Below are 21,617 nucleotides of genomic sequence, written 5' to 3' on the forward strand. Positions count from 1 at the left end.
GCAAGATCGGTGACCGGCTCATCGCCTACCTCGACCCCGACGGCACACTCTCCAGCGACACCGACCGCAACCGCCGACGCGGCATCACCATCGGCCGACAAGGCACCGACGGACTCTCCCCGATCTCGGGCCTGATCACCCCGCAACTGCGGGCATTCCTGGATCCGTTGCTGGGCAAATACTCCCGGCCCGGCGTCGCCAACCCCGACGACGCCGCCTCATCATTCACCGACCCCGACACGGTCGACCCTGAAACCTTGCGTGCCGCAGCCGAACGCGACGACCGCACCGCACCCCAGCGCACCCACGACGCCATCCGGGCCCTGCTGGAATGGGGAATCGTCACCGACCGGCTCGGCTCACACCGCGGCCTGCCCATCACCTGCATCCTCACCATCAACGTCGAGGACGTGGAGAACGAGACCGGAGTCGCGAACACCGCCACCGGCGGGACCGTCCCGATCAAAGACGCACTGGCACTAGCCGAGCGATCCCGCCCGTTCCTCGCGGTCTTCGACCATAGCGGCCTCCCACTGCATATGGGACGCACCAAACGCCTCGCCTCACCCGCACAACGCTTGGCGTTGACCGCATCCCTACGCGGCTGCACCCGCCCGGGCTGCGACGCGCCCGCCAGCATGTGCGCGATCCACCACGTGAGCGAGTGGGCCGACGGCGGCTCGACCGACATCGAGAACCTGGTACTCGCCTGCGATCACTGCCACGCCCGAGTCGACGGCACCGAACAAGGTTGGCGGACAGTCACTCTCGGCCCCGAAACCCGATACCCCGGCCGAGTCGGCTGGATCGCACCTCGGTCGTGGGACCCCGACCAAACCCCGAGAGTCAATCACCGTCACCATCCGGACCAACTACTCGCCGAAATCCTGCGCCGGACAGCACCGTCGACCGCACCGGCCGGGTCGTCGGATGCCGGATCCGGTCCGGTATTCCGAGGAGTCCTGCGCTGGACAGCACCGTCGACCGCACCGGCCGGGCCGTCGGATGCCGGATCCGGTCCGGTGTACCGAGGAGTCCTGAGGCGGACAACGCCGTCGACCGCACCGGTCGGGCCGTCGGATGTCGGATGCGGTCCGGCGCACCGAGTGCAACGCCTCGGCCGAGCCGATGTGCGGTGTGCCCAGTCGGCTGGACAGGGTGCGCAGCATGGCGTTCGCGTCGGTGGCGGTGCCGACGGTCGAGCGCTGGTCGCCGGCCGTCCGCTGCTGGTCGCCGCCCCTCCGGTGTTGGTCGCCGACCTTTGCGCGAGCCCGTCGGGACTGCTGCGTGATCGGATGCGTTGGGGGCGAACCGAATCCGAGCTCAGTCGGCGCGCGTCAGCGTGATCACCGGAATCTCCCAGCTCACCTTCGCCTGGAAATCGGTGACCGCCGGAAACTTCTCGACCAACTCGTCCCACAGCCGCTGCCGCTCACTCGCGGAGGCGAACTCGGCGGTGGCCGTGTAGGTTTCGGTGCCGACCTCCACCGTCGCCGCCGGATTCGCGCGCAGGTTGTAGTACCAGCCTGGCCGGTTCCCGCGGCCACCGTTGGCGGCGAAGACCACCAGATTCGCGCCGGCGCGATGGAATGCCAGCGGCCAAGTGCGCGGCTCACCCGACTTCGCCCCGATCGTGGTCAGCAGCAACAGTTCATAGTCCGTGAACTGCTGCACCCGCCCCTCGTTCGCGCGGAACTCGTCGATGATCCGCCGGTTCAGGGCACGCCGTTCGTCGTCGCTCATGACACCTCGAACGGTGGCGGGCGGCACTTCTATTCCGGCCGGCACCCGCCGTCGGGCCCAACGCGGCCCATCGGACCGTTGTCTTCGCGCTGTGGACGAGTGACCGTCAGGCCTGACCCGGTATAGCGCAGCTGGGATAGGGTGCGAAGGCGAGGGGAACCGGACGTGAAGCCGGTGCGTCGAAGAAAGTACGAGGCTGGACGGGAGGGATCATGGCGTCGGTCGATGTCGGGCAGGCGGCCGCCGGGTCGCTGTATCAGCAGGCCCAGTCGGGCACGTTCGTGATGGACCTGGACGCGGCGCAGCGCTGCGCGCAGCATTTCCAGACGTTCGCGGAGTCGTTGGACAAGTACATTCAGATGGCTCGCGACCTCGTCTTCGTGGATGGGTTCGGGACGCTGGACTCCGCGAAGGACCTTCAATCGGGGTTCGCGCGCAAGGCCGGGGAGTTGGTGAACACGCTTCTCGGTATGCAGGAGGCTGGGTATCAGATGGCGGCTGCGTATCTCGAGGCAGCGAACCAGACCAGCCAAGCCGACAGTGCATTGACGAAAATGATCAATGCCAAGAATCAGGAGATATCGTTGTGACCGCCGCAAGATCTCTCAGGCTTCCGGCATACGCTTCGCTGGCTGTTGCCGCTGGCTTGCTGGCTGCATGCGGCCAAGGGAGTTCGGGCACTCAGGACACGCCGAGCGCCGCAGCTAGTGCTTCTTCGACTCCCAGCTCCCCGTTTCCGACCCTGACTCAGAAGTATCTGCAGCCACCGGCCGGATTCAACCAGGGCAAGTCTCCTGACCGCCAAGATGTGGTCTTCGACCCGTGTACCTGGATTCCAGACTCAGAAATTAAGGCAGCAGGGTTCGATCCAGCCTCTCGGGAACGTGGAGAGGATAGTCCGGGTAGATACACGTTTCTCCTCTGCTACTTCAAGAATGGTAGTGGGCGGCTGAGTATCCTGTCGGGCAATGTGACCATGAGCGAGGCCGAGAACAAGTATGCGGGCCGTACAGTGCCCATGACGGTCAACGGTCGTTCCGCTCTCGAATTGTCCGGCGAGATGGGATCGAATCGGTGTGACGTTCTGTTCCAGACCAAGGCCGGCTATGTCCAAGTGGGAATGAATCTCAACGCAGACACGGCGGTCAAAGGAGTGAAGGCATGCGACGGTCTCGACAAGGTTGCGGAAGCGATCGAACCCTCGGTCGGTAAGGACAACTGATCGTGGCCCCGGATCCGCTGTCGATCGCTCAGCAGGCCAAGATCGGCGCCGATACGCAGGCGGCGAAGCTGTCTTACAAGGACACCGACCCGTCCTACATCCAGAACAAGGAGAGCTTCGACAGCGCGCACTACGACTACATCGTCGGTGGCGTGAACTCCATGGATCCGCAGCATCTGCACTCCACCGCCAAGGCCTGGCGTGACATTGCCGGTGCCGTGAACGGGGCGATCACCGGCCTGCATATGTCAGTGGAGCACGAGCTGCAGTCGCTGCAAGGGAAGGCCGCTTCCGCCGCCGCGGCCGCGAAAGCGACTTTCGTCAGCCAGGTTACGGATGCTCATGTGGTGATGCTCGATGTTGCGCAGCGGATCTCGTCTACCGCCTACGGTGCCGAGGCGGTGCGTACCGCGGTCCAGGGGGCACAGGGCGATATCGTCACCACAGCTGTGCCATTGACGATGGGGGGTATCACGTTCCCCGGTGTGCCGGATCCCAGCTCGCTGTCCACCGACCAGTCGAAGGCGGTGCAGGAGACGGTGGCGGCGATGAACAACATCTACAAGCCGATCTTCGATCCCGCCGGCGACGGCGTGCCCACGTTCGTGCCGGTCAGCAAGCCGGGTGGTCCGGGCTCGGGGATTCCCGGCGGGCCCAGCGGGCCGGGTAATCCGGGGTCGCCGAGCAACACCGGTGACCCGAACAGCCCTGGGACCCAGAACAATCCGGGTTCGCCGACCGGTGATCCTGCGACCACTACCGGCCCGGCGGGATTGTCGCCCTCGAATACCGCGCCCGCGAACCCCCAGAACCAGAATCCGCTCGGTACGCAGACCGCGCCTGCCGGAGTGGCTCCCGCGGGCGTGCTACCGGATCTGCCCGGATTGCCTTCGTCTACCGGCAGTCCCGCCGGCCCGGGTGGTCCCGGTATCGGTATTCCGGGTGGTCCGGGCGGGAATGTGCCGGGTGGTCCCGGCGGGAGTGTTCCGGGCGGTCCCGGATCCACGGTGAACGGTGTGGTGACCGCTGGACCGCGTGGAACGGCGGGGACAGCCGGACTTCCCGGCGGGATGTCGCCCGGTGCGGGAGGCAAGGGGAAGGGCGAAGAGGAAGACGGCGAACATCTTTCGCCCGATTACCTGGTGATGGACCGCTCCGACGAGCTGATCGGCCGCGTGGACGGCACCGTACCGCAAGCCATCGGTGCCAACGTGCCCGCGGCCTCGAATCAGGTGCCGCCTGGGCCACGGGGTGGCGGTCAGCGTGTTCCGCCCGCCGGGCCCAGGCCGTTTTGATGCGGGAGTTCACCCCCGACGAGTTCCTGCACGTGTGGTCCGAGACCGGACTCGATCGCTATCCGGCGCCGCTGGTGCTGCGGGGATCAACTCCGCTGCAAGCGGATCGGGATCGGCTCGCCGCCGAACTGCATACCCGGCTGCCGCTCGGCGGCGACCCGGACCTGACCCGCATCCTGCGCGCGGCCGCCGACCCCGACAGCGTGGTCACCCTCACCGGGCACACCGCGCGGCCGATGCGGGTGTACGCCGCGGTGACGGCCGGGTTCGGCGTGGTTCTCGCGCAACGCTCCACGGCGGATCCGGTGTACGGCGGCAACGTCCTCGTCGAAACCGGCCCGGCCGGAATCATTCCGAAGATCTTCACCACCATCGCGGGCGGTCCGGTCCGCGCCGGCCGCGGCGCCGCCCTGGTCGAGAACGTGGACCGCATGCGTGCCGAGGAGGAAGCCGGCTGGGCCGGCATCCGCGAGACCACGGGGCAGCGCATGCGCCGCCTGATTACCGGCCCCCGGGACGGCCTGGGCTGTGTCGAGGTCCGCCACCGCGTCCGCAGCGAACATCCCCACACCACATTGCAACTCCACTGGATCGACGTCCCCGGCGACGGCCGCTACACCCTCCGCGCCCTCCACCACGAACTCCACGTCACACCCTGCGACGAACCCACCCTGCGACGCGAGATCGCCCGCTTGATCCACGACGAGCCGGAACCGGACTGGTGAACCGCTGTCCGGCTGTCCTATTCGATCTGATACCGCGACCCAGGCGGCTCTGAATTCGCGACATAGCAGGTTATGTCCCCATGCGTATTCGGCTGGAAATATTGCTGCCCAAGGAATTCGGGGCTTGCGATTTCGGCGAAGTCGTTCTTCGGCGGCTGGATTCCTGTGAAAGGGCAGGCCACGGCGATGATTCGGAGGTGCCGTGAATCCTTTTTTCTGCGCAGTCGATTCGATCTCGAGAGTGTGCTCGAAATTCCGATTCGATCGACCGGTCGGTCAATTCGAGCCGTGCCATCCGGATATTCACCGGTTCTCGGCGAATTCGAACTCGAATGGCGCCGTCCGGCTGTTACATTCTGTCCGCCGAATCGGCTTGCTACACAGAGAGATAGAACATGACGAAGATGATCGGCCGGCGCGCGGGCGTCGCGGCCGCAATGGGGATCGTGGCGGCCGCATCCATTGCGGTGGTCACCCCGACCGCCACCGCGGCCACCGCCGCCCCCTGCGCGTACTTCCCCGACACGACCTTCACCGTGGGCGGAACGTACACGATGACCGTGCCGATCCCGCAAACCGCCGTCGGCACCACCGTCGACTTCTACGACGACGGAACCATCTTCCAATCCGACCCCAACGTCCAGGGTTCCACCGCCACCGCGACGTGGAAACCGACCTACGTGGGCGACCACAGCGTTGCCTTCGGCAACAGCGCTTACCCCGGCGATATCTGCTTCATCACCGTAGCCGCCGCCCCCACCGGCCCCGGCAGCTCGATCACCGACCTGGTGGGCGGCCTTTCCGGCGTACTGCAGGCGATTTCCGGCCTGCTGTAACACTTCCCGGCCGCAGTACGCGATATCGGCCGCTACTCCGGCACGCTCTTGTCCATCAGCATCTGTGTGAAGAACTCGTAGATCAACGCCGACTGGAATGCCAGCTGCTTGTTGTCGGCCGCGCCGCCGTGGCCGCCCTCGATGTTCTCGTGGTACCAGACGGTGTGGCCCTCGGATTCGAGTAGTGCGGTCATCTTGCGGGCGTGGCCCGGGTGCACGCGGTCGTCGCGGGTGGAGGTCATGATCAGGATGGGCGGGTATTCCGCTGTGGCGCTGGTGTTCTGGTAGGGGGAGTATTCCGAGATGTAGGCCCATTCCTCGGGCTTGTCCGGGTCGCCGTACTCGGCGATCCAGGACGCGCCGGCCAGCAGCAGGTGGTAGCGCTTCATGTCGAGCAGCGGGACCTGACAGACCAGGGCGCCGAACAGGTGCGGGTAGCGGGTCAGCATGACGCCCATCAGCAGGCCGCCGTTGCTGCCGCCGACCGCGCCGAGCTGCGCGGGCGTGGTGATGCCGCGGTCGACCAGGTCACGGGCGATGGCGGCGAAATCCTCGTACACCTTGTGTCGGTCGGCCTTCTGGGCCTGGGTGTGCCACTGCGGGCCGTACTCCCCGCCGCCGCGGATATTGGTCATCACCCAGGTGCCGCCGCGTTCCAGCCAGCTCATGCCGGTGACGCCGGCGTAGGTGGGGGTTCGGGAGATCTCGAAGCCGCCGTACCCCGACATCACCGTCGGGCCGGGCGTGCCGATCCGATCCTGGTGCCGGATAACGAAATACGGCACCATCGTGCCGTCATCGGAACGGGCGAAGAACTGTTCGGTGCGGATGCCGTCGGTGTCGAAGAAGCCGGGAGCCTGCTTGAGCAGTCGGACGGGCTTGCCGATCGTGCCTTCGAGCAGCGTGGCCGGCGTGGTGAAACCGGATGTGCTGAGCATGAAGTCGTCACCGCCGTCGATCTTGTCGAGGTTGGTGACACCGGTGGTCGCCATGGCGGGCGTGTCGGCGAGCGGTTCCCGGGTCCAGCCGTCGGGGCCCGGGGTGAGGACGTGCAGGCGGGTCTGGACGTCCTGCAGGGTGGACACGATCAGATGGTGTTCCGACCAGTTGTAGTCGTGCAGCGAGGTGTGCGGGTCGGGCGCGAACAGGACATCGAAATCGCGGCCACCGGCGAGAAATTCGTCGAAATCGATCGCCAGCAGCGTGTCGGCCGGATAGGTGTTGCCGCCGGTCGTCCACTCCGACTTGAGATGGATCAGCAACCACTCGTGGTGCCAGGATTCGTCGGAGTCGGTGGGGGATTCGAGGTAGGTCAGGCTGCCGTCCGGGGCGAGCAGGTACACCTGCTCGTTGAAGAAGTCGGTGGCCCGGGTGAAGTAGTGCCGTTCGAAACCGGGGGTGCGGTCGTAGCCGCAGCCGACGGACACGTCGCTCGCCTCGCCCTCGAACACGGTCTCGGCCGCCTCCAACGGGGTGCCGCGGCGCCAGCGCTTCGCGATTCGCGTGTACCCGGAGTCGGTGAGCGAACCGGGACCGAAATCCGTTCCGACGTAGACGGTGTCGATATCGATCCAGCGCATCCAGTTCTTCGCTTCGGACAGTTCGAAACCGCCCGCCGCCGCCGGGATGAATTCGCGCTTCTCCAGATCGAATTCGCGCACCACGGTGGCGTCGGCTCCGCCGCGCGAGAGGCTGATCAGCGCCCGCGACTGTGCGGGCCGCAGCACGGCCGCACCCGACCACACCCAGTTCTCGCTCTCCGCGGCCGACAGCGCGTCCAGGTCGAGCAACACGTCCCATTCGGGGTTCTCGGTGCGGTACTGCTCGAACGTGGTCCGGCGCCAGATGCCCTTCGGGTGGGCGGCGTCGCGCCAGAAGTTGTACAGCCAGGTGTCGCGCCGGGTGGGATACGGGATGCGCGCATCGGTGTCGAACATGTCGAGGATGCGGTGCTCCAGCGCGCTGAACCGGTCGGTGGCGGCGAACCGTTCGTGTACCACTTCGTTGCGCTCACGCGCCCAGCTCAACGGCGCGTCGCCGGTCACGTCCTCGAGCCAGAGGTAGGGGTCGCTGTGCTGCGCTTCGCCGGTCATAGCGCCATTGTTGCAGCGGGCCGCCGCCCGGCACGAGGGTTGTTCGCCAGCCGCACAGCAACCGTCTCGACAACCCCGCTTCCCGCACACGGGAACAGGACGCGCGGTGAGGTCGGACGACCGGTCGGTCTGGTTGGTCACAGTGCGCTGCGCCCGCCCCGCGCCGACGCCCACGCGCTAGGCTGCATTGCGTGACTTCCCACTACGATGTCGTCGTTCTCGGCGCTGGTCCCGGCGGTTATGTCGCCGCGATCCGGGCCGCTCAACTCGGCTTGCGAACAGCGATTGTCGAGCAGAAATACTGGGGTGGTGTGTGCCTGAACGTGGGCTGCATCCCGTCCAAGGCCCTGCTGCGTAATGCCGAGCTGGCCCATATTTTCAACAAGGAGGCCCGGACCTTCGGGATCTCGGGTGAGGTGACCTTCGATTTCGGCGCGGCATTCGACCGCAGCCGCAAGGTCGCCGACGGGCGCGTCAAGGGCGTCCACTTCCTGATGAAGAAGAACAAGATCGACGAGTTCGACGGGAAGGGCACGTTCACCGACGACCACACCCTGTCGGTCGCGCTGAGCAACGGCGGCAGCGAAACGATCACCTTCGACAACTGCATCATCGCGACCGGCACCGAGACCAAGCTGCTGCCGGGCACGTCGCTGTCGGCGAACGTGGTCACCTACGAGGAGCAGATCCTCACCCGCGAGCTGCCGGGCTCGATCCTGATCGTCGGCGCCGGCGCCATCGGCATGGAGTTCGCGTACGTGCTCGCCAACTACGGCGTCGACGTGCGGATCGTCGAGTTCCTCGACCGGGCGCTGCCGAACGAGGACGTGGACGTCTCCAAGGAGATCACCAAGCAGTACAAGAAGCTCGGCATCCCGATCACCACCGGTGCGGCCGTGCAGTCCATCGAGGACAACGGCGCCAAGGTGACGGTCAGCATCAAGGACAACAAGTCCGGTGCGATCGAGACCGTCGTGGTGGACAAGGTGCTGCAGGCCGTCGGCTTCGCGCCGCGGGTGCAGGGCTACGGCCTGGAGAACACCGGCGTGCAGCTCACCGAGCGCGGCGCCATCGCCATCGACGACTTCATGCGCACCAACGTGCCGCACATCTACGCCATCGGTGACGTCACCGCCAAGCTGCAGCTGGCGCACGTCGCGGAGGCGCAGGGGGTGGTCGCCGCCGAGACCATCGGTGGCGCCGAGACCATGCCGCTGGGCGACTACCGGATGATGCCGCGCGCCACCTTCTGCCAGCCGCAGGTCGCGTCCTTCGGTCTCACCGAGGAGCAGGCCCGCGCCGAGGGTTACGACGTGAAGGTCGCGACCTTCCCGTTCACCGCCAACGGCAAGGCGCACGGCCTGGCCGACCCGACCGGTTTCGTGAAGCTGATCTCGGACAACAAGTACGGCGAACTCATCGGCGGCCACCTGATCGGCCCCGACGTCTCCGAGCTGCTGCCCGAGCTGACCCTGGCCCAGAAGTGGGACCTGACGGTCAACGAACTGGCCCGCAACGTGCATACCCACCCGACCCTGTCGGAGGCGCTGCAGGAAGCCATCCACGGCCTCGCCGGCCACATGATCAACTTCTGACGCCGCATCGCGCTACGCCGACGCCCCCGGTCCACACCGGGGGCGTCGGCGTTTCCGCGCTGGGTCAGCGCGGTCCGGTGACCACGTCGACGGTCGACTCGATGCGGCGGATCCGGCCCGCCTCGACGGTGAGGACCATGATCGCGACCGGCACCCGATCGCGGAACACGAGCACGGCGGGACGGTCGCAGGCCGGGTGCGAGACCAGGACTGTGCCTGGGCCGCACCAGAGCAGCAGGTTGGCGGCCATGGCGTCGGGGCCGGTCGTGCGGAGGTCGGGCAGGCCGGAAACGGGCGGGAAGGTGGCCAGGCCCCAGGCGTCGGCGTGCAGCAGGGTGATCAGGGTGGCGATATCGCCGCCTGCGCAGGCGGCGATGAAGTGTTCGGTGATCTCGCGGTGGCGGTCGGTGGCCGGCGGCAGTGCGCCCGCCGTGGTGACCTTCTGCCGGGCGCGGCGGGCGAGCTGGCGGCAGGTGCCGGCCGGTTTGCCGAGGGTCTCGGCGATCGCGTCGAACGGCTGGGCGAAGATGTCGTGCAGGACGAACGCCACCCGTTCGGGCGGGGACAGCCGGTCCAGGACCACGGCGAGGGCGAGCCGGATCTCCTCGTCCAGGGTGACCCGGTCCGCCGGATCGACGGCCCGGGTGTGCGCCACCGGGATCGCTGCGGCGAAATCGTCCGGGTCGGAGGATCTTTCGCGACGCACGCGGGCGCTGCGCAGGTGGTCCAGGCACAGGCGGCCGGTGACCACGGTGAGCCAGGCGCGCTCGTCGTCGACGTCGGTGGCAGCGGCCAAGCGGACGAACGCCTCCTGGACCACATCCTCGGCGGCGCCGATATCGCTGAGCATGCGGAAGGCGAGGTCGATCAGGTGGGGCCGATGTGCCCGCCAGCCGGCGGTGACGTCGCGGGGCATGTCCATATGGTTCAGGACGAGACGGGGACCCGAAAAGTTACCGGTTCCGGTAACTTTCCCGGCCGCCGTCCCGTCCTCGAGGTATGACACGCAACAGCTTTCGCCTTCGCATCGTGCTCGCACTGGTCGCGGCCGGGCTCGGGATCACTCCCGCGACCGGGGCTGCGGCGCCCGCCGACGACACCGCCCGCTACCTGGGCACCTGGAACTATGACCTGCCCGCCGGTGCGACCGGCACGGCCGATCTGAGCATCGGCCCGATCATGCTGCATTTCCCGCAGATCGGGACGGTGACCTTCAGCCCGGGTGCCGACGGGGTGATCCTCGGACACACCGATCAGGGCTGTACCTGGCGCTTTCGGAACGTGGGCGACGCGCTGGAACTGGCGTCGACGGACCAGTACTGCTTCAACTCCTACATCGGCTCGGGGTACAACATCGACCGGTGGCGGGTGCAGGTGGACCGGGATACCGAACGGGAAACCTTGCACGCCAACAGCTACCAGCTCGGCGTGACATTGCCGTTCCAGCTCACCGATGCCCGCCGCACCCGGGCCGCTGCGGCGACGCGGGCGGAAACGTTGCAGAACTTCAGCGGCAGTTGGCAATTCGATCCGGCGGCGTCGGGCTTCACGAATCGGGAACAGGTGAACGTCGCGACTCTCGCACCGGGAGTGGGACTGCCGGTTCCGATTCCGGCCAGCAGCACGGTGGATTACCGTCCGGGGGAAGGGGATTCGATCGTCGCCCGGACCGATGACGGCTGCGAGTGGGTGCTCGAGGCGCACGGCAGTACCGCCGAGCTGGCCGGAGGTGCTCAGACCTGTGCGACGCCGACCGGGCCGCTGACCCGCAGCCTCTGGGCGATCGCGAGTGACGGGCTGCGGCAGGTCACGATCATGGCCGGGACTCGGCAGGACGGTGACGCATTCCTGCTCACCGACGGTGCGCTGGTGCCGCGGTGATCGACAACGAAAGCTGCTCAGTGGCCAGTAAACCGTTGCTTCTGTTCTACGCCGTCGCTGTTTACCGTTCCTGCGGTGAGTAGGCATCCACATACCCGGCCGATGTGCACGCTTCGCCGGCCCGCAGGAACGTCGTCGGCGCTACCGCGCTATATCCCCGCGGGCGCGTTCCTGGGCAGGCTCACTCACGGTGGTAGGCGGCCTGGGCGGCGCGGACGGTGTCCATACTCGTCTCGAGGGTGACGATCAGGGCCTCGAGGTGTTCGGCCACGCGAGCGCCGAGTTCGGTGAGGGTGTACTCCACCTTCGGTGGAATGGTCTGCTGCACCTCGCGGTGGACCATGCCGTCGCGTTCGAGGGATTGCAGGGTCTGCGAGAGCATGCGTTCGCTGACGCCGTCGACGCGGCGGCGCAGGGCGGCGAAACGGTAGGGGCCCTCGCGGAGTGCGACCAGGGCGAGGACGCCCCAGCGGCCGGTGATGTCCTGCAGGACCGGGCGGGAGGTGCAGTCGCGGGCGAAGACGTCGGCCTCGAGCGTCGGGTCGGTGCTCGCGGCGGGCCGGGTGTCCATGACGTGATCCTACGTTCTGTTCGTGGTTCCGGAATATATGGTACTAACAAATAGTTAGTGCTGGATGTTCCGTACACATATAGAGCTGGAGGTAGTCGTGACCATTGCCGTAACCGGTGCCGGTGGACAGTTGGGTCGTCTCGTCGTCGAGGCATTGCTGGCGCGCGAGGCCGGGCCGATCGTCGCGATCGTGCGCGACCCCGCGAAGGTCGCCGACCTCGCGGCCCGCGGCGTCGAGGTCCGCCGGGCGTCCTACGACGATCCCGCCGCGCTCGACGCCGCGCTCACCGGCGTGAACCGGGTGCTGCTCATCTCGGGCAACGAGTTCGGGGAGCGAGTTCGCCAGCACACCAACCTGATTCGCGCCGCCGAGCGGGCCGGCGCGGAGCTGCTGGTGTACACCAGCATTCCGCGGGCGCAGGACAACCCGATGATCCTGGCCCAGGAGCACACCGGCACCGAGGCCGTACTCGCGGAATCGTCGGTGCCGCACACGATTCTGCGCAACAGCTGGTACTGGGAGAACTGGCTGCCCGGTCTGGCCGCCACGATCGAATCCGGGGCGCTGTACGGCGCCGCCGGCGAAGGGCGGGTGGCGGGGGCGTCCCGTGCCGACTACGCCGAGGCGGCCGCGGTGGTGCTGACCACCGACGGGCACGCCGGGCAGGTGTACGAGCTCGGTGGTGAGGCACTGACGTATGCCGAACTGGCGCAGGCGATCTCGACGGTATCGGGAAAGCCGGTCAGTTATCGGGAGGTCTCCGAGGACGACCACGCCGCGGCGCTCGAGGCACACGGCCTGCATGCCCCACACGCCCGGGCACTCGCCGATTCGGACACCGGGATCGCCAACGGCTACTTGCATGTGACGTCCGGCGATCTGCAGAAGCTGCTGGGTCACCCGGCCACGGCGGCGATCGAGGTGTTCCGGGCCGCCCTCGCCGCGGCGTGATTCAGCGATCCGATTCGATCCGCAGGGTCGTGATGGTGCTGGCCAGCCCCTCGTACTGGTTGGCCAGCAGCACGATCTCGATCAGGCGCGCCTCGTCGTAGTGCTCGGCCAGCGCCGACCAGGTGGCGTCGTCGAGGTCGCGGGTGGTGACGATCGCGTCCACGGCGGTCAGCAGGGCGCGTTCCTTGGGCGACCAGCCCGGGGCATCGGGCCCCTGGCGTAGTCGCTCCAGGATCTCGGCGGTCACTCCGGCGCGGCGGCCGAGCCGGATGTGGTGCTGAGTCTCGTATTCGCATTGCCGCAGGTGGGCAACCCGCAGGATCACCAGCTCGGACTCGTAGCGCGACAGCCGGCCGCCGGGCATCAACTTGCCCGAGTAGTGCAGCCAGCCGCGGAACAGTCCACCGGTGCGGCCCAGCGTGCTGAACAGATGGACATCCGAGGTGCCGGCGGCCCGGGAAAGGACCTGCCAGACCACCCAGTTGACCGGCCCCAGCTCACGGAACCGGCCGGGGGCGATGCGGGGTGCTGTCGATGCCATGCCGTCACGCTAACAGGGCCCGGGTGCACGGGCGCCGGATCGACCTGCGGTACGGCTGTGCCCGGGCCGGTCAGTCCCGCAGTGCCTGACCGAGGCGAGTCAGTGAGCGGGCTTCGCGGGCTCGGGCGAGGATATGGGCGCGCGAGTGGGAGATGTGGGCGAGCAGGGCCGGTCGCGCGAGGTCCAGGTCGCCGGCCAGCAAGTGCTGCAGCAGTTGCACGTGAGCGGCGGTCATCGCCGCAACCCGGACCTCCGAGGGCGGATCCAGGCCGCGGATCGGCCGGATCCGCAGGTGGACGTCGTCGAGCGCGGTGGCCAGCGCGGAGTTGCCGGCCGCACCGAGCACCGCGGTGTGGAACTGCTCGTCGGCGGTGATCAGCGCCGCGTCGGGGGCGGGCAGATCCCGGCGCCAGCGTTGCCAGATTTCGAGCTGCTGTTCGAGCACCGCGCGGTGGTAGCGCCGCTCGGGCTCCGCATGGACGCGCTGAATGCCCTGCATTTCCAGGATTATTCGCAACTCGAACAGTTCGTCGAGCTCCTCCAGGGTGGGCCGGCGCGGATACAGCCCGTCCGGATGCCGCTCCACGGTGCCGTCGGCGACCAGCCGGGCCAGGGCCTCCCGCACCGGAGTGCGGGAGACACCGTAGGCCCGGGCCAGCGGTTCCTCGGCCAGCCGTTCGGTCGGCGTCAGCTCCCCGGCCGCGAGGTCGCGCCGCAGCGCGCGATAGACCTGCTCGCCCAACGAGATACGCCCCTGCCGCGCCATCTCGGCACCGATCAGATCGCCATGGCCGAACGCACCGCGGACTCGGCCTGCGCCCCGCCGGACCCCGACGAGGTGATCCGGCCCGACCGCAGCACGTGATACTGCTGCGCGGCCTGCAGCGCGAACCCGATGTGCTGCTCCACCAGCAGTACGCTCAACCCGCCGCCCGCGGCGAGTTCCATGATGGTGCGCTCGATCTCGGCGACCACTGACGGCTGGATGCCCTCGGTGGGTTCGTCGAGGATCAGCAGCGAGGGCTCGGTGATCAGGGCGCGTGCGATCGCCAGCTGCTGGCGCTGACCACCCGACAGCAGACCGGCCTTGCGGGACAACAGGTCCCGCAGCGCCGGGAAAAGATCCAGCGCCTTGTCGATCTGGGCCGCGCCGCCGCGCCGGCCGTCCGCCACCAGCTGCAGGTTCTCGGCCGCGGTCAGCTGCGGAAAACACTGCTGCCCCTGCGGAACGTAGGCGATGCCGCGCCGAACTCGTTTGGACGGAGCGAGTTTGGTGATCGTCTCGCCCCGGAATCGGATCGTGCCCGAGCGCACCGGCAGCAGGCCCACCGCGGCGCGCAGCAGCGTGGTCTTCCCCGCGCCGTTGGTGCCCATGATCGACACCACCTGGTCTTCGGCGACGGTCAGCGAAACCCCGTGCACCACTTCGGTGCGGCCGTATCCGGCGCGCACGTCGACGAGTTCAAGCATCGGTGTCCTCCTCCGCATGGGTCGCGGTGCCGAGATAGACCTCCTGCACCGCGGGGTCGGCCTGCACCTGCTCCACCGAGCCCTCGCTGAGCACCCGCCCGCCGGCGAGCACCGTGACCGAGGTGGCGAACGAGCGCATGAAATCCATGTCGTGTTCGACGACCACCACGACCCGGTCGGTGCCGATGCGCCGCAACAGGTTTCCGGTCTCGTCGCGTTCCTCGAGGCTCATGCCGGCCACCGGCTCGTCGAGCAGCAGCACCGAGGCGTTCTGCACCAGGAGCATGCCGATCTCGAGCCACTGCTTCTGGCCGTGCGCCAGGACTCCGGCCGGCTTGTCGCGGTGCGCGGTCAGGCCGATCGTCTCCAGCGCCTCCTCGATCTGTGGCAGGACGCCCTTGCGCCGGCGCAGCAGGGTCAGGGCCGACCGGCCCGCGCCCGCCGCGATGTCCAGGTTCTGCAGCACGCTCAACTGCTCGAAGACGCTGGCGGTCTGGAACGTTCGGCCCACGCCGAGCCGGGCGATGCGGTGCACCGGGCGGCCCAGGATCTCGGTGCCGGACTTGTGGACCGAACCCGTGGCCGGAACCAGCCCGGTGATCGCGTCGATGAGGGTCGTTTTGCCAGCGCCGTTGGGGCCGATCAGGAACCGCAGATCACCCTGCAGCACGGTCAGATCGACCCCGCTCACCGCCTTGAAGCCGTCGAATTCGACGGACAGGCCACGGACTTCGAGGTATTCGCTGCCGGCCATGCCGGCGGTACCGCCCGGTTTCGGTGCGGCGGTGGCGGTTTCGGTCATGCGGGTACCTTCTCTTCGGGGGCGGCGGTGACCGGTGCGGCGGGCGCGCCCGGCTTGCGCAGCCGCTGCGCCAATTGCCGTGCCAGCGGCCCGAATCCGGCGAAACCGGCGGGCACGAAGCCGACCACCACGATGAACAGCGCGCCCTGCAGGTAGGTCCAGCCGGACGGGAACTGCTCGGAGAAGGTGGTCTGCGCCCAGGCGACCCCGATCGCGCCGAGCGCCGGGCCCAGCAGCGTGGTCCGGCCGCCGATGGCGACCCCGATCAGGAACACGATCGAGGGCACCACGCCGATATCGGCGGGGGAGATGATGCCGACGATCGGGGTGAACAGCGCCCCCGCGATCCCGGCGAACATCGCCGCCACGACGAACGCCACGATCTTGACGTTGGCCGGGTCGTAGCCGAGGAACCGCACTCGTTCCTCCTGGTCACGGACCGCGACCAGCAGTTCGCCGTACCGGCTGTGCATCAGCTGCCGGGCCGCCGCCAGCACCACGAGCAGTGTGGCCGCCGCGATGAAGAACAGCATCCGCCGGTTCACCGGATCCGAGAGCCGATAGCCGAAGAAGGCGTGGAAGTCGCTGAGCCCGGTGAAGCCGCCGATCGACTGTTGTCCGGTGAGCAGGATCGCCATTGCCGCGGTCAGCGCCTGGGACAGGATCGCGAAATACGCGCCCTTGACGCGGCGCTTGAACACCCCGTAGCCGAGGACCGCGGCCAGCAGCCCGGGTAGCACCAGGATCGCGATCAGCGTTACCGGCGCGGAGGCGAACGGCTGCCAATAACCGGGCAGCACATCGATTCCGGCGATCTGCATGAACTCCGGGACCTTCTGATGCTGCTTGGCGGCGTCGGCCAGCTGCATGTGCATGGCCATCAGATAGGCGCCGAGCCCGAAGAACACGCCTTGGCCCAGGGTGAGCATTCCGCCACGGCCCCAAGCCAATCCGATCCCGACCCCGATGACGGCGAAGCACAGGAACTTGGCCAGCAGGCCGAGCCGGAAGTCGCTGAGCACGGCGGGAGCCAGCCCGAACAGCACCGCCGCGCCCAGGACGAAGCCGCCCAGCGTGCGAATCCACGAGTGGTGCAGCAGTTTCATGCTGAATCCTTTCGGCCTGACCGGGGGCGCTACGTGGTTACGCTGCGCTGCCGCCTCCGCGCCTGACCCGGTCATGCCAGGCTCCTCGTCCGGACGGTGAACAGACCCTGCGGCCGGACCTGCAGGAACACGACGATGACCAGGAAGACGATCACCTTCGCCACCGACGCCGTGGTGGCGTACTCGGTGAACGAATTCACCAGGCCCAGAGCGAAAGCCGCGATGACCGTGCCCTTGATCTGGCCGAGCCCGCCGATCACGACGACCAGGAAGGCGTCGACCAGATAGCTCTGCCCGATCGTCGGACTGGTCGAACCGATCAGGGTCAGCGCCACTCCCGCCACGGCCGCCAGGCCGGAGCCGATGAAGAAGGTGCTCAGATCGATGACGCGACTGGAGATTCCGCTGGTCTCGGCGAGGCTGCGGTTCTGCACCACCGCGCGGATCCGCCGGCCCAGCGGGGTCAGCTTCAGCACCGCGGCCAGGATCACCACCGCCACCACCGCGAGCACCATGATGAAGATGCGGGTCTTCGGCACCACCGTGCCCGCGATCGACAACCCGCCGGTCAGCCAGTCCGGCGCCACGACGTTCTTGGCCGGGGCGCCGAAGATGTTGCGGGCGGCCTGTTGCAGCACCAGCCCGACCCCGAAGGTCACCAGCAGGGTGTCCAGCGGCCGGTCGTACATCCACCGGATCAGCCCGGCCTCCAGGATCGCGCCGAGCACACCGCCGACCACGAAACCGGCGACCAGGGACACCAGCAGTGCCGCCCCGGTCGAGTGCACGACCTGCTCGACCACGTACGTGGTGTAGCAGCCGGCCATGATGAATTCGCCGTGCGCCATATTGATGACGCCCATCTGACCGAAGGTCAGCGACAGGCCCAGCGCGGCGAGCAACAGGATGGATCCCAGACTCAGCCCGGTGAAGAGCTGGCCGACAACGACTTCCACAACGATCTCCTCGTGTGTCGAATACCCCTGCTCAGCAGGGGATTTCGGCGTGCGGTGCGGAAGGGGCACTGCCGCGGCGCACGCCGTTACCGATCGAGATCGGACTTACTTGAGGCCCTTGGCCCAGTCGTAGGTGGTCAGGTACGGGTCGGGAACGATGGCCTTGCCGGAGTCCCAGACGGTGTAGATGAGGCCGTCGTCGTGGATCTGGCCGATCCGCGCGGTCTTGGTGATGTGGTGGTTGGCGCCGTTGACGGTCACCGTGCCCTCGGGCGCGTCGTAGCTGACGCCGTCGGCCGCGTTCTGAATGTCGGCCACCGCGAAGGACTTCGCCTTCTCGACCATGTTCTTCCACAGGAAGACCGAGGTGTAGGCGGCTTCCATCGGGTCGGAGGTGGGGCGGTCCTGGCCGTAGGCGGCCTTGTAGGCGGTGACGAAGGCCTTGTTCTGCGGGCTGTCGATGGTCTGGTAGTAGTTCCAGGCGGTCAGCTGGCCGTTGAGGAACTGCGGGCCGATACCCTTGGCCTCCTCCTCGGCGATCGACACCGAGACGACCGGCATGTCGGCGGCCTTGAGGCCGGCGTTGCCGTACTCGCGGAAGAACGCGACGTTGGAGTCGCCGTTGAGGGTGTTGAACACCGCACCGGCGTGCGAGTTACGGACCTTGTTGACGATTGTGGAGAAATCGGTGGACCCCAGCGGCGCGTAGTCCTCGCCCTTGATCTCGATCCCGTTGGCGGCGGCGTACGCCTTGATCTCCCGGTTCGCGGTCTGCGGGAACACGTAGTCACTGCCGACCAGGTACAGCGAGGTGATGCCGCGCTGCTTGAGGTAGTCCAGGGCCGGGATGATCTGCTGGTTGGTGGTGGCGCCGGTGTAGAAGATGTTCTTGCTGTCCTCGAGGCCCTCGTACTGCACGGGATAGAACAGCAGGCCGTTCAGCGACTCGAACTTCGGCTTCATGGCCTTGCGCGACGACGAGGTCCAGCCACCGAAAACGGCTGCGACACAGTCGGAGCTGATCAGTTTCTCGGCCTTCTCGGCGAAGGTCTTCGGGTCGGAGGCGCCGTCCTCGGGGACGATCTCGAGCTTCTTCCCCAGCACACCGCCCGCGGCATTGATCTGGTCGACGGCCAGCTTCGTCGAATTGGCCACCGTCACCTCACTGATCGCCATGGTGCCGGTCAGCGAATGCAGCGAACCGATCTTGATGGTGTCCTTGGAGGTGTCCACACACGATTTCGCGGTCGTGGTGGACGAATCGTCGCGGCTCCCGCACCCGGTGAGGAGCAGCGCGGACAGCACCGCGGTCGGCGCCGCGACCGTGGCCAGCAGGCGGCGGCGTCGGGCAGTGCCCGCAGTCGAGGCTGCGCGGTCGCGACGAGCGGCACGGGAGTTGGGCATGGGCGGACCTCTTCCTCATCGGTTCGCGACGGCACCTGCCGGTCGCACGAAAACACCCGCGCTGTGCCCGCAAACCATGTGCGGGACAAGGCGTTGTATACAGTCGGTGTATCCGTGCGCCGAACGGTAAACGAGATCTGTTTCGCCCGAATATCTGTCGGTGACAGCTGTATTTCCGATGTTTCTCCGAGATGAAAACACCAGTTGGACATGGGAAAGGCCCCGGAACATATATGTTTCCGGGGCCTTGCCGAATCGCTCGGCGAACTAGTAGCAGTTGCCGAACTCGTTGCAGACGCCGTGCCACTCCACGCCGTCGGGGACGTCGGAGGCGGGGATGGTCGAACTGATCGCACCGCCGACGGCGCCGCCGGCCAGCGCGCTGCCGAGCGGCACGACCAGGGCACTGCCGAGCGGCAGGAGCAGACCGGAACCGGCGTCCAGGCCCGCCGCCACGCCGGCCGGGCCGAGCGTCGAGGAGACGGTCGGCAGCAGGACCGGCGCGAGGCTGGGCAGGATGCCGGACAGGGCGCCTACCGTGCCGCCCAGGCTCGCGCCGGACTCGATGTTGCGTGAATGTGGTGAGGACAGCGTCAGGTACGCGACGTCCTGGGCGGCGGTGTCGTCCGCCACCGGCCGCAGCGCGATCCCGCCGGCGGGCGTGGTGGGTGCGGCGGATGCGCCACCCGCCGCGGCGGTAACCGCCGCGACAGCGACCAGGGTGGATCCGGCGATCGTCTTGAGGCTCATGTTTCCCTTTGTTCGGACGCGTGTTTCGCGTCGCGGGGGAACGTAACACCGGGTCCGAACAAGATCGAAATTATGCGAGCTTCGCTGCGCGAGAACCGGAATCAGCGCAGCACGTACGGCGAGATCGAGCTGCGATGTTCGCTGATGTCGAGCGATTTGCCCAGCGGCGGAAAGGCCCGCTGCGGGCACCGGATCCGCTCGCAGACCCGGCAGCCGGCGCCGATCGGGGTGACCTGCGGATCCTCCAGGTCGAGGCCGTCGGCGTAGACCACCCGGGTCGCGTGCCGCAATTCGCAGCCCAGGCCGATGGCGAAGGTCTTGGAGGGCTCGCCGTAGCGGGTGGCGCGGCGCTCGATGGTGCGCGCCACCCACAGGTATTTGCGGCCGTCGGGCATCTGCGCGATCTGGGTCATGATCCGGCCCGGATAGGCGAACGTCTCGTACACGTTCCACAGCGGGCAGGTGCCGCCAGCGGAGGAGAAGTGGAAACCGGTGGCGGACTGCCGCTTCGACATGTTGCCCGCCCGGTCCACCCGGACGAACGAGAACGGCACCCCGCGCAGTTCGGGCCGCTGCAGGGTGGACAGGCGGTGGCAGATGGTCTCGTAACTCTGGGTGAAGAAGGCCGACAGCCGCTCGACGTCGTAGCGGTACTGCTCGGCGACCTCGTGGAAGGTGGTGTACGGCAACACGGTTGCGGCCGCGAAGTAGTTGGCCAGCCCCAGCTTCGCCAGGGTGCGGGAATCGTCGGACGCGAAATTGCCCTCGCCGGCCAGCTTTTCGATCAGGTCGCCGTGTTCCAGGTAGGCCAGTTCGGCGGCCAGTTTGAAGCTGCGCTGCCCGCCGGACAGGTGGGGCGCGATCTCCAGCCGCCGGGTGTGCGGGTCGTAGCGGTGCAGCACGCCGTCGCCCAGGTCGATGCGCTCCACGATCTGCACGCCGTGCGCGCTGCTGAGCCGTTTCGCGATCTCGCGCTTGAGATCTCCGCCGTGGAACCGCATACGCTTGGCCAGTTCCTCTGCGGCGGTGTCGAGTTCGTGGATGTAGTTCTGCCGCTGGTAGAAGAAGTCGCGGACCTCCTCGTGCGGGCGGGAGATGGCGGCGGTGCCGCTGCCGTCGGCGAACCGGTCCTCGGTGGCGGCGGCCAGCTGCGCGCTGGTGTTGCGGTAGCGCCGGTGCATGTTCACCAGTGCCCGGGCCAGGCTGGGGTGGGCGGACACCATGTCGGCGATGGCCTGCGCGTCGGCTTCGATGCCGAGCTCCTGATCCATCACGACTTCCTGCAGTTCGGCGATGAGCCGGGTGTCGTCCTGGGAGGAGAAGAAGCCGGCGTCGACCCCGAACAGTTCGCTGATCCGCAGCAGTACCGGGACGGTGAGCGGACGCGCGTCGTGCTCGATCTGGTTGAGGTAGCTGGCCGAGATCTCCAGCTGTTTGGCGAGTGAGACCTGGCTCAACCCTCGCTCGGTACGCAGCTGCCGTAGCCGCGTGCCGACGAACGTCTTGGCCATATACCGAGCGTATGGGCGCATTAGCAGGTGTGCCAATAGAAGATTTGCAGCGCTTGTTGAGGGATGTGTCACAGTCGGGTCCGCGACGTCGGTACATTGCGCGCAGGACGTTCCGGCGAATCGTTCCAGCCGGTCGTGTCGCGCCCGGCGTACCTGTCGGTGGC

21 protein-coding genes and 1 pseudogene are annotated in these 21,617 nt (G+C 67.5%); 9 read left to right on the forward strand and 13 right to left on the reverse strand.

From position 1 onward, the window contains the following. Positions 1 to 20: 20 nt before the first annotated feature. A pseudogene (locus EBN03_RS19175) lies at positions 21 to 674 on the forward strand (DUF222 domain-containing protein); the annotation flags it as partial. 649 nt (positions 675 to 1,323) lie between these two features. Here EBN03_RS19175 and EBN03_RS19180 read toward each other — a convergent pair. Continuing rightward, complete coding sequence (locus tag EBN03_RS19180; protein WP_122189460.1) at positions 1,324 to 1,743, reverse strand: nitroreductase/quinone reductase family protein; 420 nt, start codon at positions 1,741 to 1,743, stop codon at positions 1,324 to 1,326. 212 nt (positions 1,744 to 1,955) lie between these two features. On the opposite strand from EBN03_RS19180, the gene EBN03_RS34235 reads away from it, so the two are divergent. The 5 genes from EBN03_RS34235 to EBN03_RS19200 all read left to right on the forward strand — a co-directional run bounded on the left by EBN03_RS34235 (position 1,956) and on the right by EBN03_RS19200 (position 5,821). Continuing rightward, positions 1,956 to 2,333: a hypothetical protein gene (locus EBN03_RS34235; protein WP_158675679.1), complete on the forward strand. Its 378-nt coding sequence runs from the start codon at positions 1,956 to 1,958 to the stop codon at positions 2,331 to 2,333. After that, positions 2,330 to 2,965: a DUF3558 family protein gene (locus tag EBN03_RS34240; protein WP_158675680.1), complete on the forward strand. Its 636-nt coding sequence runs from the start codon at positions 2,330 to 2,332 to the stop codon at positions 2,963 to 2,965. Before EBN03_RS34235 ends, EBN03_RS34240 begins: the two co-directional genes overlap by 4 nt. A 2-nt stretch (positions 2,966 to 2,967) precedes the next feature. Continuing rightward, the gene (locus EBN03_RS19190; RefSeq protein ID WP_122189462.1) at positions 2,968 to 4,260 is read left to right on the forward strand and encodes a hypothetical protein; all 1,293 of its coding nucleotides are present in this window, start codon (positions 2,968 to 2,970) and stop codon (positions 4,258 to 4,260) included. Continuing rightward, positions 4,260 to 4,985: an ESX secretion-associated protein EspG gene (locus tag EBN03_RS19195; protein ID WP_122189463.1), complete on the forward strand. Its 726-nt coding sequence runs from the start codon at positions 4,260 to 4,262 to the stop codon at positions 4,983 to 4,985. Before EBN03_RS19190 ends, EBN03_RS19195 begins: the two co-directional genes overlap by 1 nt. Positions 4,986 to 5,380: 395 nt before the next feature. Further along, positions 5,381 to 5,821: a hypothetical protein gene (locus EBN03_RS19200; protein ID WP_122189464.1), complete on the forward strand. Its 441-nt coding sequence runs from the start codon at positions 5,381 to 5,383 to the stop codon at positions 5,819 to 5,821. 32 nt (positions 5,822 to 5,853) lie between these two features. Here the strand turns inward: EBN03_RS19200 and EBN03_RS19205 are convergent, their stop codons facing one another. Next, a complete protein-coding gene (locus EBN03_RS19205) occupies positions 5,854 to 7,914 on the reverse strand; it encodes a prolyl oligopeptidase family serine peptidase (protein ID WP_122189465.1) in 2,061 nt (686 codons plus the stop codon). A gap of 191 nt (positions 7,915 to 8,105) precedes the next feature. Here EBN03_RS19205 and lpdA point away from each other — a divergent pair, with 191 nt between their 5' ends. Next, on the forward strand, positions 8,106 to 9,509 hold the full coding sequence (gene lpdA / locus EBN03_RS19210; RefSeq protein WP_122189466.1) for a dihydrolipoyl dehydrogenase: 1,404 nt from the start codon (positions 8,106 to 8,108) through the stop codon (positions 9,507 to 9,509). 64 nt (positions 9,510 to 9,573) lie between these two features. Here the strand turns inward: lpdA and sigI are convergent, their stop codons facing one another. After that, positions 9,574 to 10,431: an RNA polymerase sigma factor SigI gene (gene sigI / locus EBN03_RS19215; RefSeq protein ID WP_122189467.1), complete on the reverse strand. Its 858-nt coding sequence runs from the start codon at positions 10,429 to 10,431 to the stop codon at positions 9,574 to 9,576. A gap of 107 nt (positions 10,432 to 10,538) precedes the next feature. On the opposite strand from sigI, the gene EBN03_RS19220 reads away from it, so the two are divergent. Continuing rightward, positions 10,539 to 11,390 carry a hypothetical protein gene (locus tag EBN03_RS19220; protein WP_147471639.1) on the forward strand — a complete coding sequence of 284 codons (852 nt, stop codon included), beginning with the start codon at positions 10,539 to 10,541 and terminating at the stop codon, positions 11,388 to 11,390. A gap of 181 nt (positions 11,391 to 11,571) precedes the next feature. On the opposite strand, the gene EBN03_RS19225 is transcribed toward EBN03_RS19220, so the two are convergent. Beyond that, complete coding sequence (locus EBN03_RS19225) at positions 11,572 to 11,961, reverse strand: winged helix-turn-helix transcriptional regulator (protein WP_122189469.1); 390 nt, start codon at positions 11,959 to 11,961, stop codon at positions 11,572 to 11,574. 97 nt (positions 11,962 to 12,058) lie between these two features. Here EBN03_RS19225 and EBN03_RS19230 point away from each other — a divergent pair, with 97 nt between their 5' ends. Beyond that, positions 12,059 to 12,913, forward strand: a complete 855-nt coding sequence (locus EBN03_RS19230) for an SDR family oxidoreductase (protein WP_122189470.1) — start codon at positions 12,059 to 12,061, stop codon at positions 12,911 to 12,913. A 1-nt stretch (position 12,914) separates the two neighbouring features. Here the strand turns inward: EBN03_RS19230 and EBN03_RS19235 are convergent, their stop codons facing one another. The 9 genes from EBN03_RS19235 to ramB form a co-directional block, all read right to left on the reverse strand. Further along, positions 12,915 to 13,454, reverse strand: coding sequence for a carboxymuconolactone decarboxylase family protein (locus EBN03_RS19235; RefSeq protein ID WP_122189471.1), 540 nt, complete (start codon positions 13,452 to 13,454; stop codon positions 12,915 to 12,917). A gap of 70 nt (positions 13,455 to 13,524) precedes the next feature. After that, positions 13,525 to 14,220, reverse strand: coding sequence for a GntR family transcriptional regulator (locus tag EBN03_RS19240; protein WP_122189472.1), 696 nt, complete (start codon positions 14,218 to 14,220; stop codon positions 13,525 to 13,527). An 11-nt stretch (positions 14,221 to 14,231) separates the two neighbouring features. After that, positions 14,232 to 14,924, reverse strand: a complete 693-nt coding sequence (gene urtE, locus EBN03_RS19245) for an urea ABC transporter ATP-binding subunit UrtE (protein WP_122189473.1) — start codon at positions 14,922 to 14,924, stop codon at positions 14,232 to 14,234. Then, positions 14,917 to 15,726 carry an urea ABC transporter ATP-binding protein UrtD gene (gene urtD / locus EBN03_RS19250; protein WP_122189474.1) on the reverse strand — a complete coding sequence of 270 codons (810 nt, stop codon included), beginning with the start codon at positions 15,724 to 15,726 and terminating at the stop codon, positions 14,917 to 14,919. The genes urtE and urtD overlap by 8 nt, the downstream gene beginning before the upstream one ends. Continuing rightward, on the reverse strand, positions 15,723 to 16,832 hold the full coding sequence (gene urtC, locus EBN03_RS19255) for an urea ABC transporter permease subunit UrtC (protein WP_122189475.1): 1,110 nt from the start codon (positions 16,830 to 16,832) through the stop codon (positions 15,723 to 15,725). The genes urtD and urtC overlap by 4 nt, the downstream gene beginning before the upstream one ends. 71 nt (positions 16,833 to 16,903) lie before the next feature. Then, complete coding sequence (urtB, locus tag EBN03_RS19260) at positions 16,904 to 17,788, reverse strand: urea ABC transporter permease subunit UrtB (protein WP_122189476.1); 885 nt, start codon at positions 17,786 to 17,788, stop codon at positions 16,904 to 16,906. Between the two features lie 105 nt (positions 17,789 to 17,893). After that, positions 17,894 to 19,192 carry an urea ABC transporter substrate-binding protein gene (gene urtA, locus EBN03_RS19265; protein WP_122189477.1) on the reverse strand — a complete coding sequence of 433 codons (1,299 nt, stop codon included), beginning with the start codon at positions 19,190 to 19,192 and terminating at the stop codon, positions 17,894 to 17,896. 267 nt (positions 19,193 to 19,459) lie between these two features. Further along, the gene (locus tag EBN03_RS19270; protein ID WP_122189478.1) at positions 19,460 to 19,942 is read right to left on the reverse strand and encodes a hypothetical protein; all 483 of its coding nucleotides are present in this window, start codon (positions 19,940 to 19,942) and stop codon (positions 19,460 to 19,462) included. A 101-nt stretch (positions 19,943 to 20,043) separates the two neighbouring features. Further along, entirely contained in the window at positions 20,044 to 21,453 is a 1,410-nt protein-coding gene (gene ramB, locus EBN03_RS19275) for an acetate metabolism transcriptional regulator RamB (RefSeq protein ID WP_122189479.1), read from the reverse strand. Positions 21,454 to 21,617: the final 164 nt, after the last annotated feature.

It is taken from the genome of Nocardia stercoris (assembly GCF_003696265.1).
In the GTDB taxonomy this organism is placed as follows: Bacteria; Actinomycetota; Actinomycetes; order Mycobacteriales; family Mycobacteriaceae; genus Nocardia; species Nocardia stercoris.

Excerpts from the sequence above, each read along its gene's own strand:
- EBN03_RS19180 (WP_122189460.1), bottom strand. The coding sequence starts at position 1,743 with ATGAGCGACGACGAACGGCGTGCCCTGAACCGGCGGATCATCGACGAG.
- EBN03_RS34235 (WP_158675679.1), top strand. The coding sequence starts at position 1,956 with ATGGCGTCGGTCGATGTCGGGCAGGCGGCCGCCGGGTCGCTGTATCAG.
- EBN03_RS19195 (WP_122189463.1), top strand. The coding sequence starts at position 4,260 with ATGCGGGAGTTCACCCCCGACGAGTTCCTGCACGTGTGGTCCGAGACC.
- EBN03_RS19200 (WP_122189464.1), top strand. The coding sequence starts at position 5,381 with ATGACGAAGATGATCGGCCGGCGCGCGGGCGTCGCGGCCGCAATGGGG.
- EBN03_RS19205 (WP_122189465.1), bottom strand. The coding sequence starts at position 7,914 with ATGACCGGCGAAGCGCAGCACAGCGACCCCTACCTCTGGCTCGAGGAC.
- sigI (WP_122189467.1), bottom strand. The coding sequence starts at position 10,431 with ATGGACATGCCCCGCGACGTCACCGCCGGCTGGCGGGCACATCGGCCC.
- EBN03_RS19225 (WP_122189469.1), bottom strand. The coding sequence starts at position 11,961 with ATGGACACCCGGCCCGCCGCGAGCACCGACCCGACGCTCGAGGCCGAC.
- EBN03_RS19235 (WP_122189471.1), bottom strand. The coding sequence starts at position 13,454 with ATGGCATCGACAGCACCCCGCATCGCCCCCGGCCGGTTCCGTGAGCTG.
- EBN03_RS19240 (WP_122189472.1), bottom strand. The coding sequence starts at position 14,220 with ATGGCGCGGCAGGGGCGTATCTCGTTGGGCGAGCAGGTCTATCGCGCG.
- urtE (WP_122189473.1), bottom strand. The coding sequence starts at position 14,924 with ATGCTTGAACTCGTCGACGTGCGCGCCGGATACGGCCGCACCGAAGTG.
- urtD (WP_122189474.1), bottom strand. The coding sequence starts at position 15,726 with ATGACCGAAACCGCCACCGCCGCACCGAAACCGGGCGGTACCGCCGGC.
- urtC (WP_122189475.1), bottom strand. The coding sequence starts at position 16,832 with ATGAAACTGCTGCACCACTCGTGGATTCGCACGCTGGGCGGCTTCGTC.
- urtA (WP_122189477.1), bottom strand. The coding sequence starts at position 19,192 with ATGCCCAACTCCCGTGCCGCTCGTCGCGACCGCGCAGCCTCGACTGCG.
- EBN03_RS19270 (WP_122189478.1), bottom strand. The coding sequence starts at position 19,942 with ATGAGCCTCAAGACGATCGCCGGATCCACCCTGGTCGCTGTCGCGGCG.
- ramB (WP_122189479.1), bottom strand. The coding sequence starts at position 21,453 with ATGGCCAAGACGTTCGTCGGCACGCGGCTACGGCAGCTGCGTACCGAG.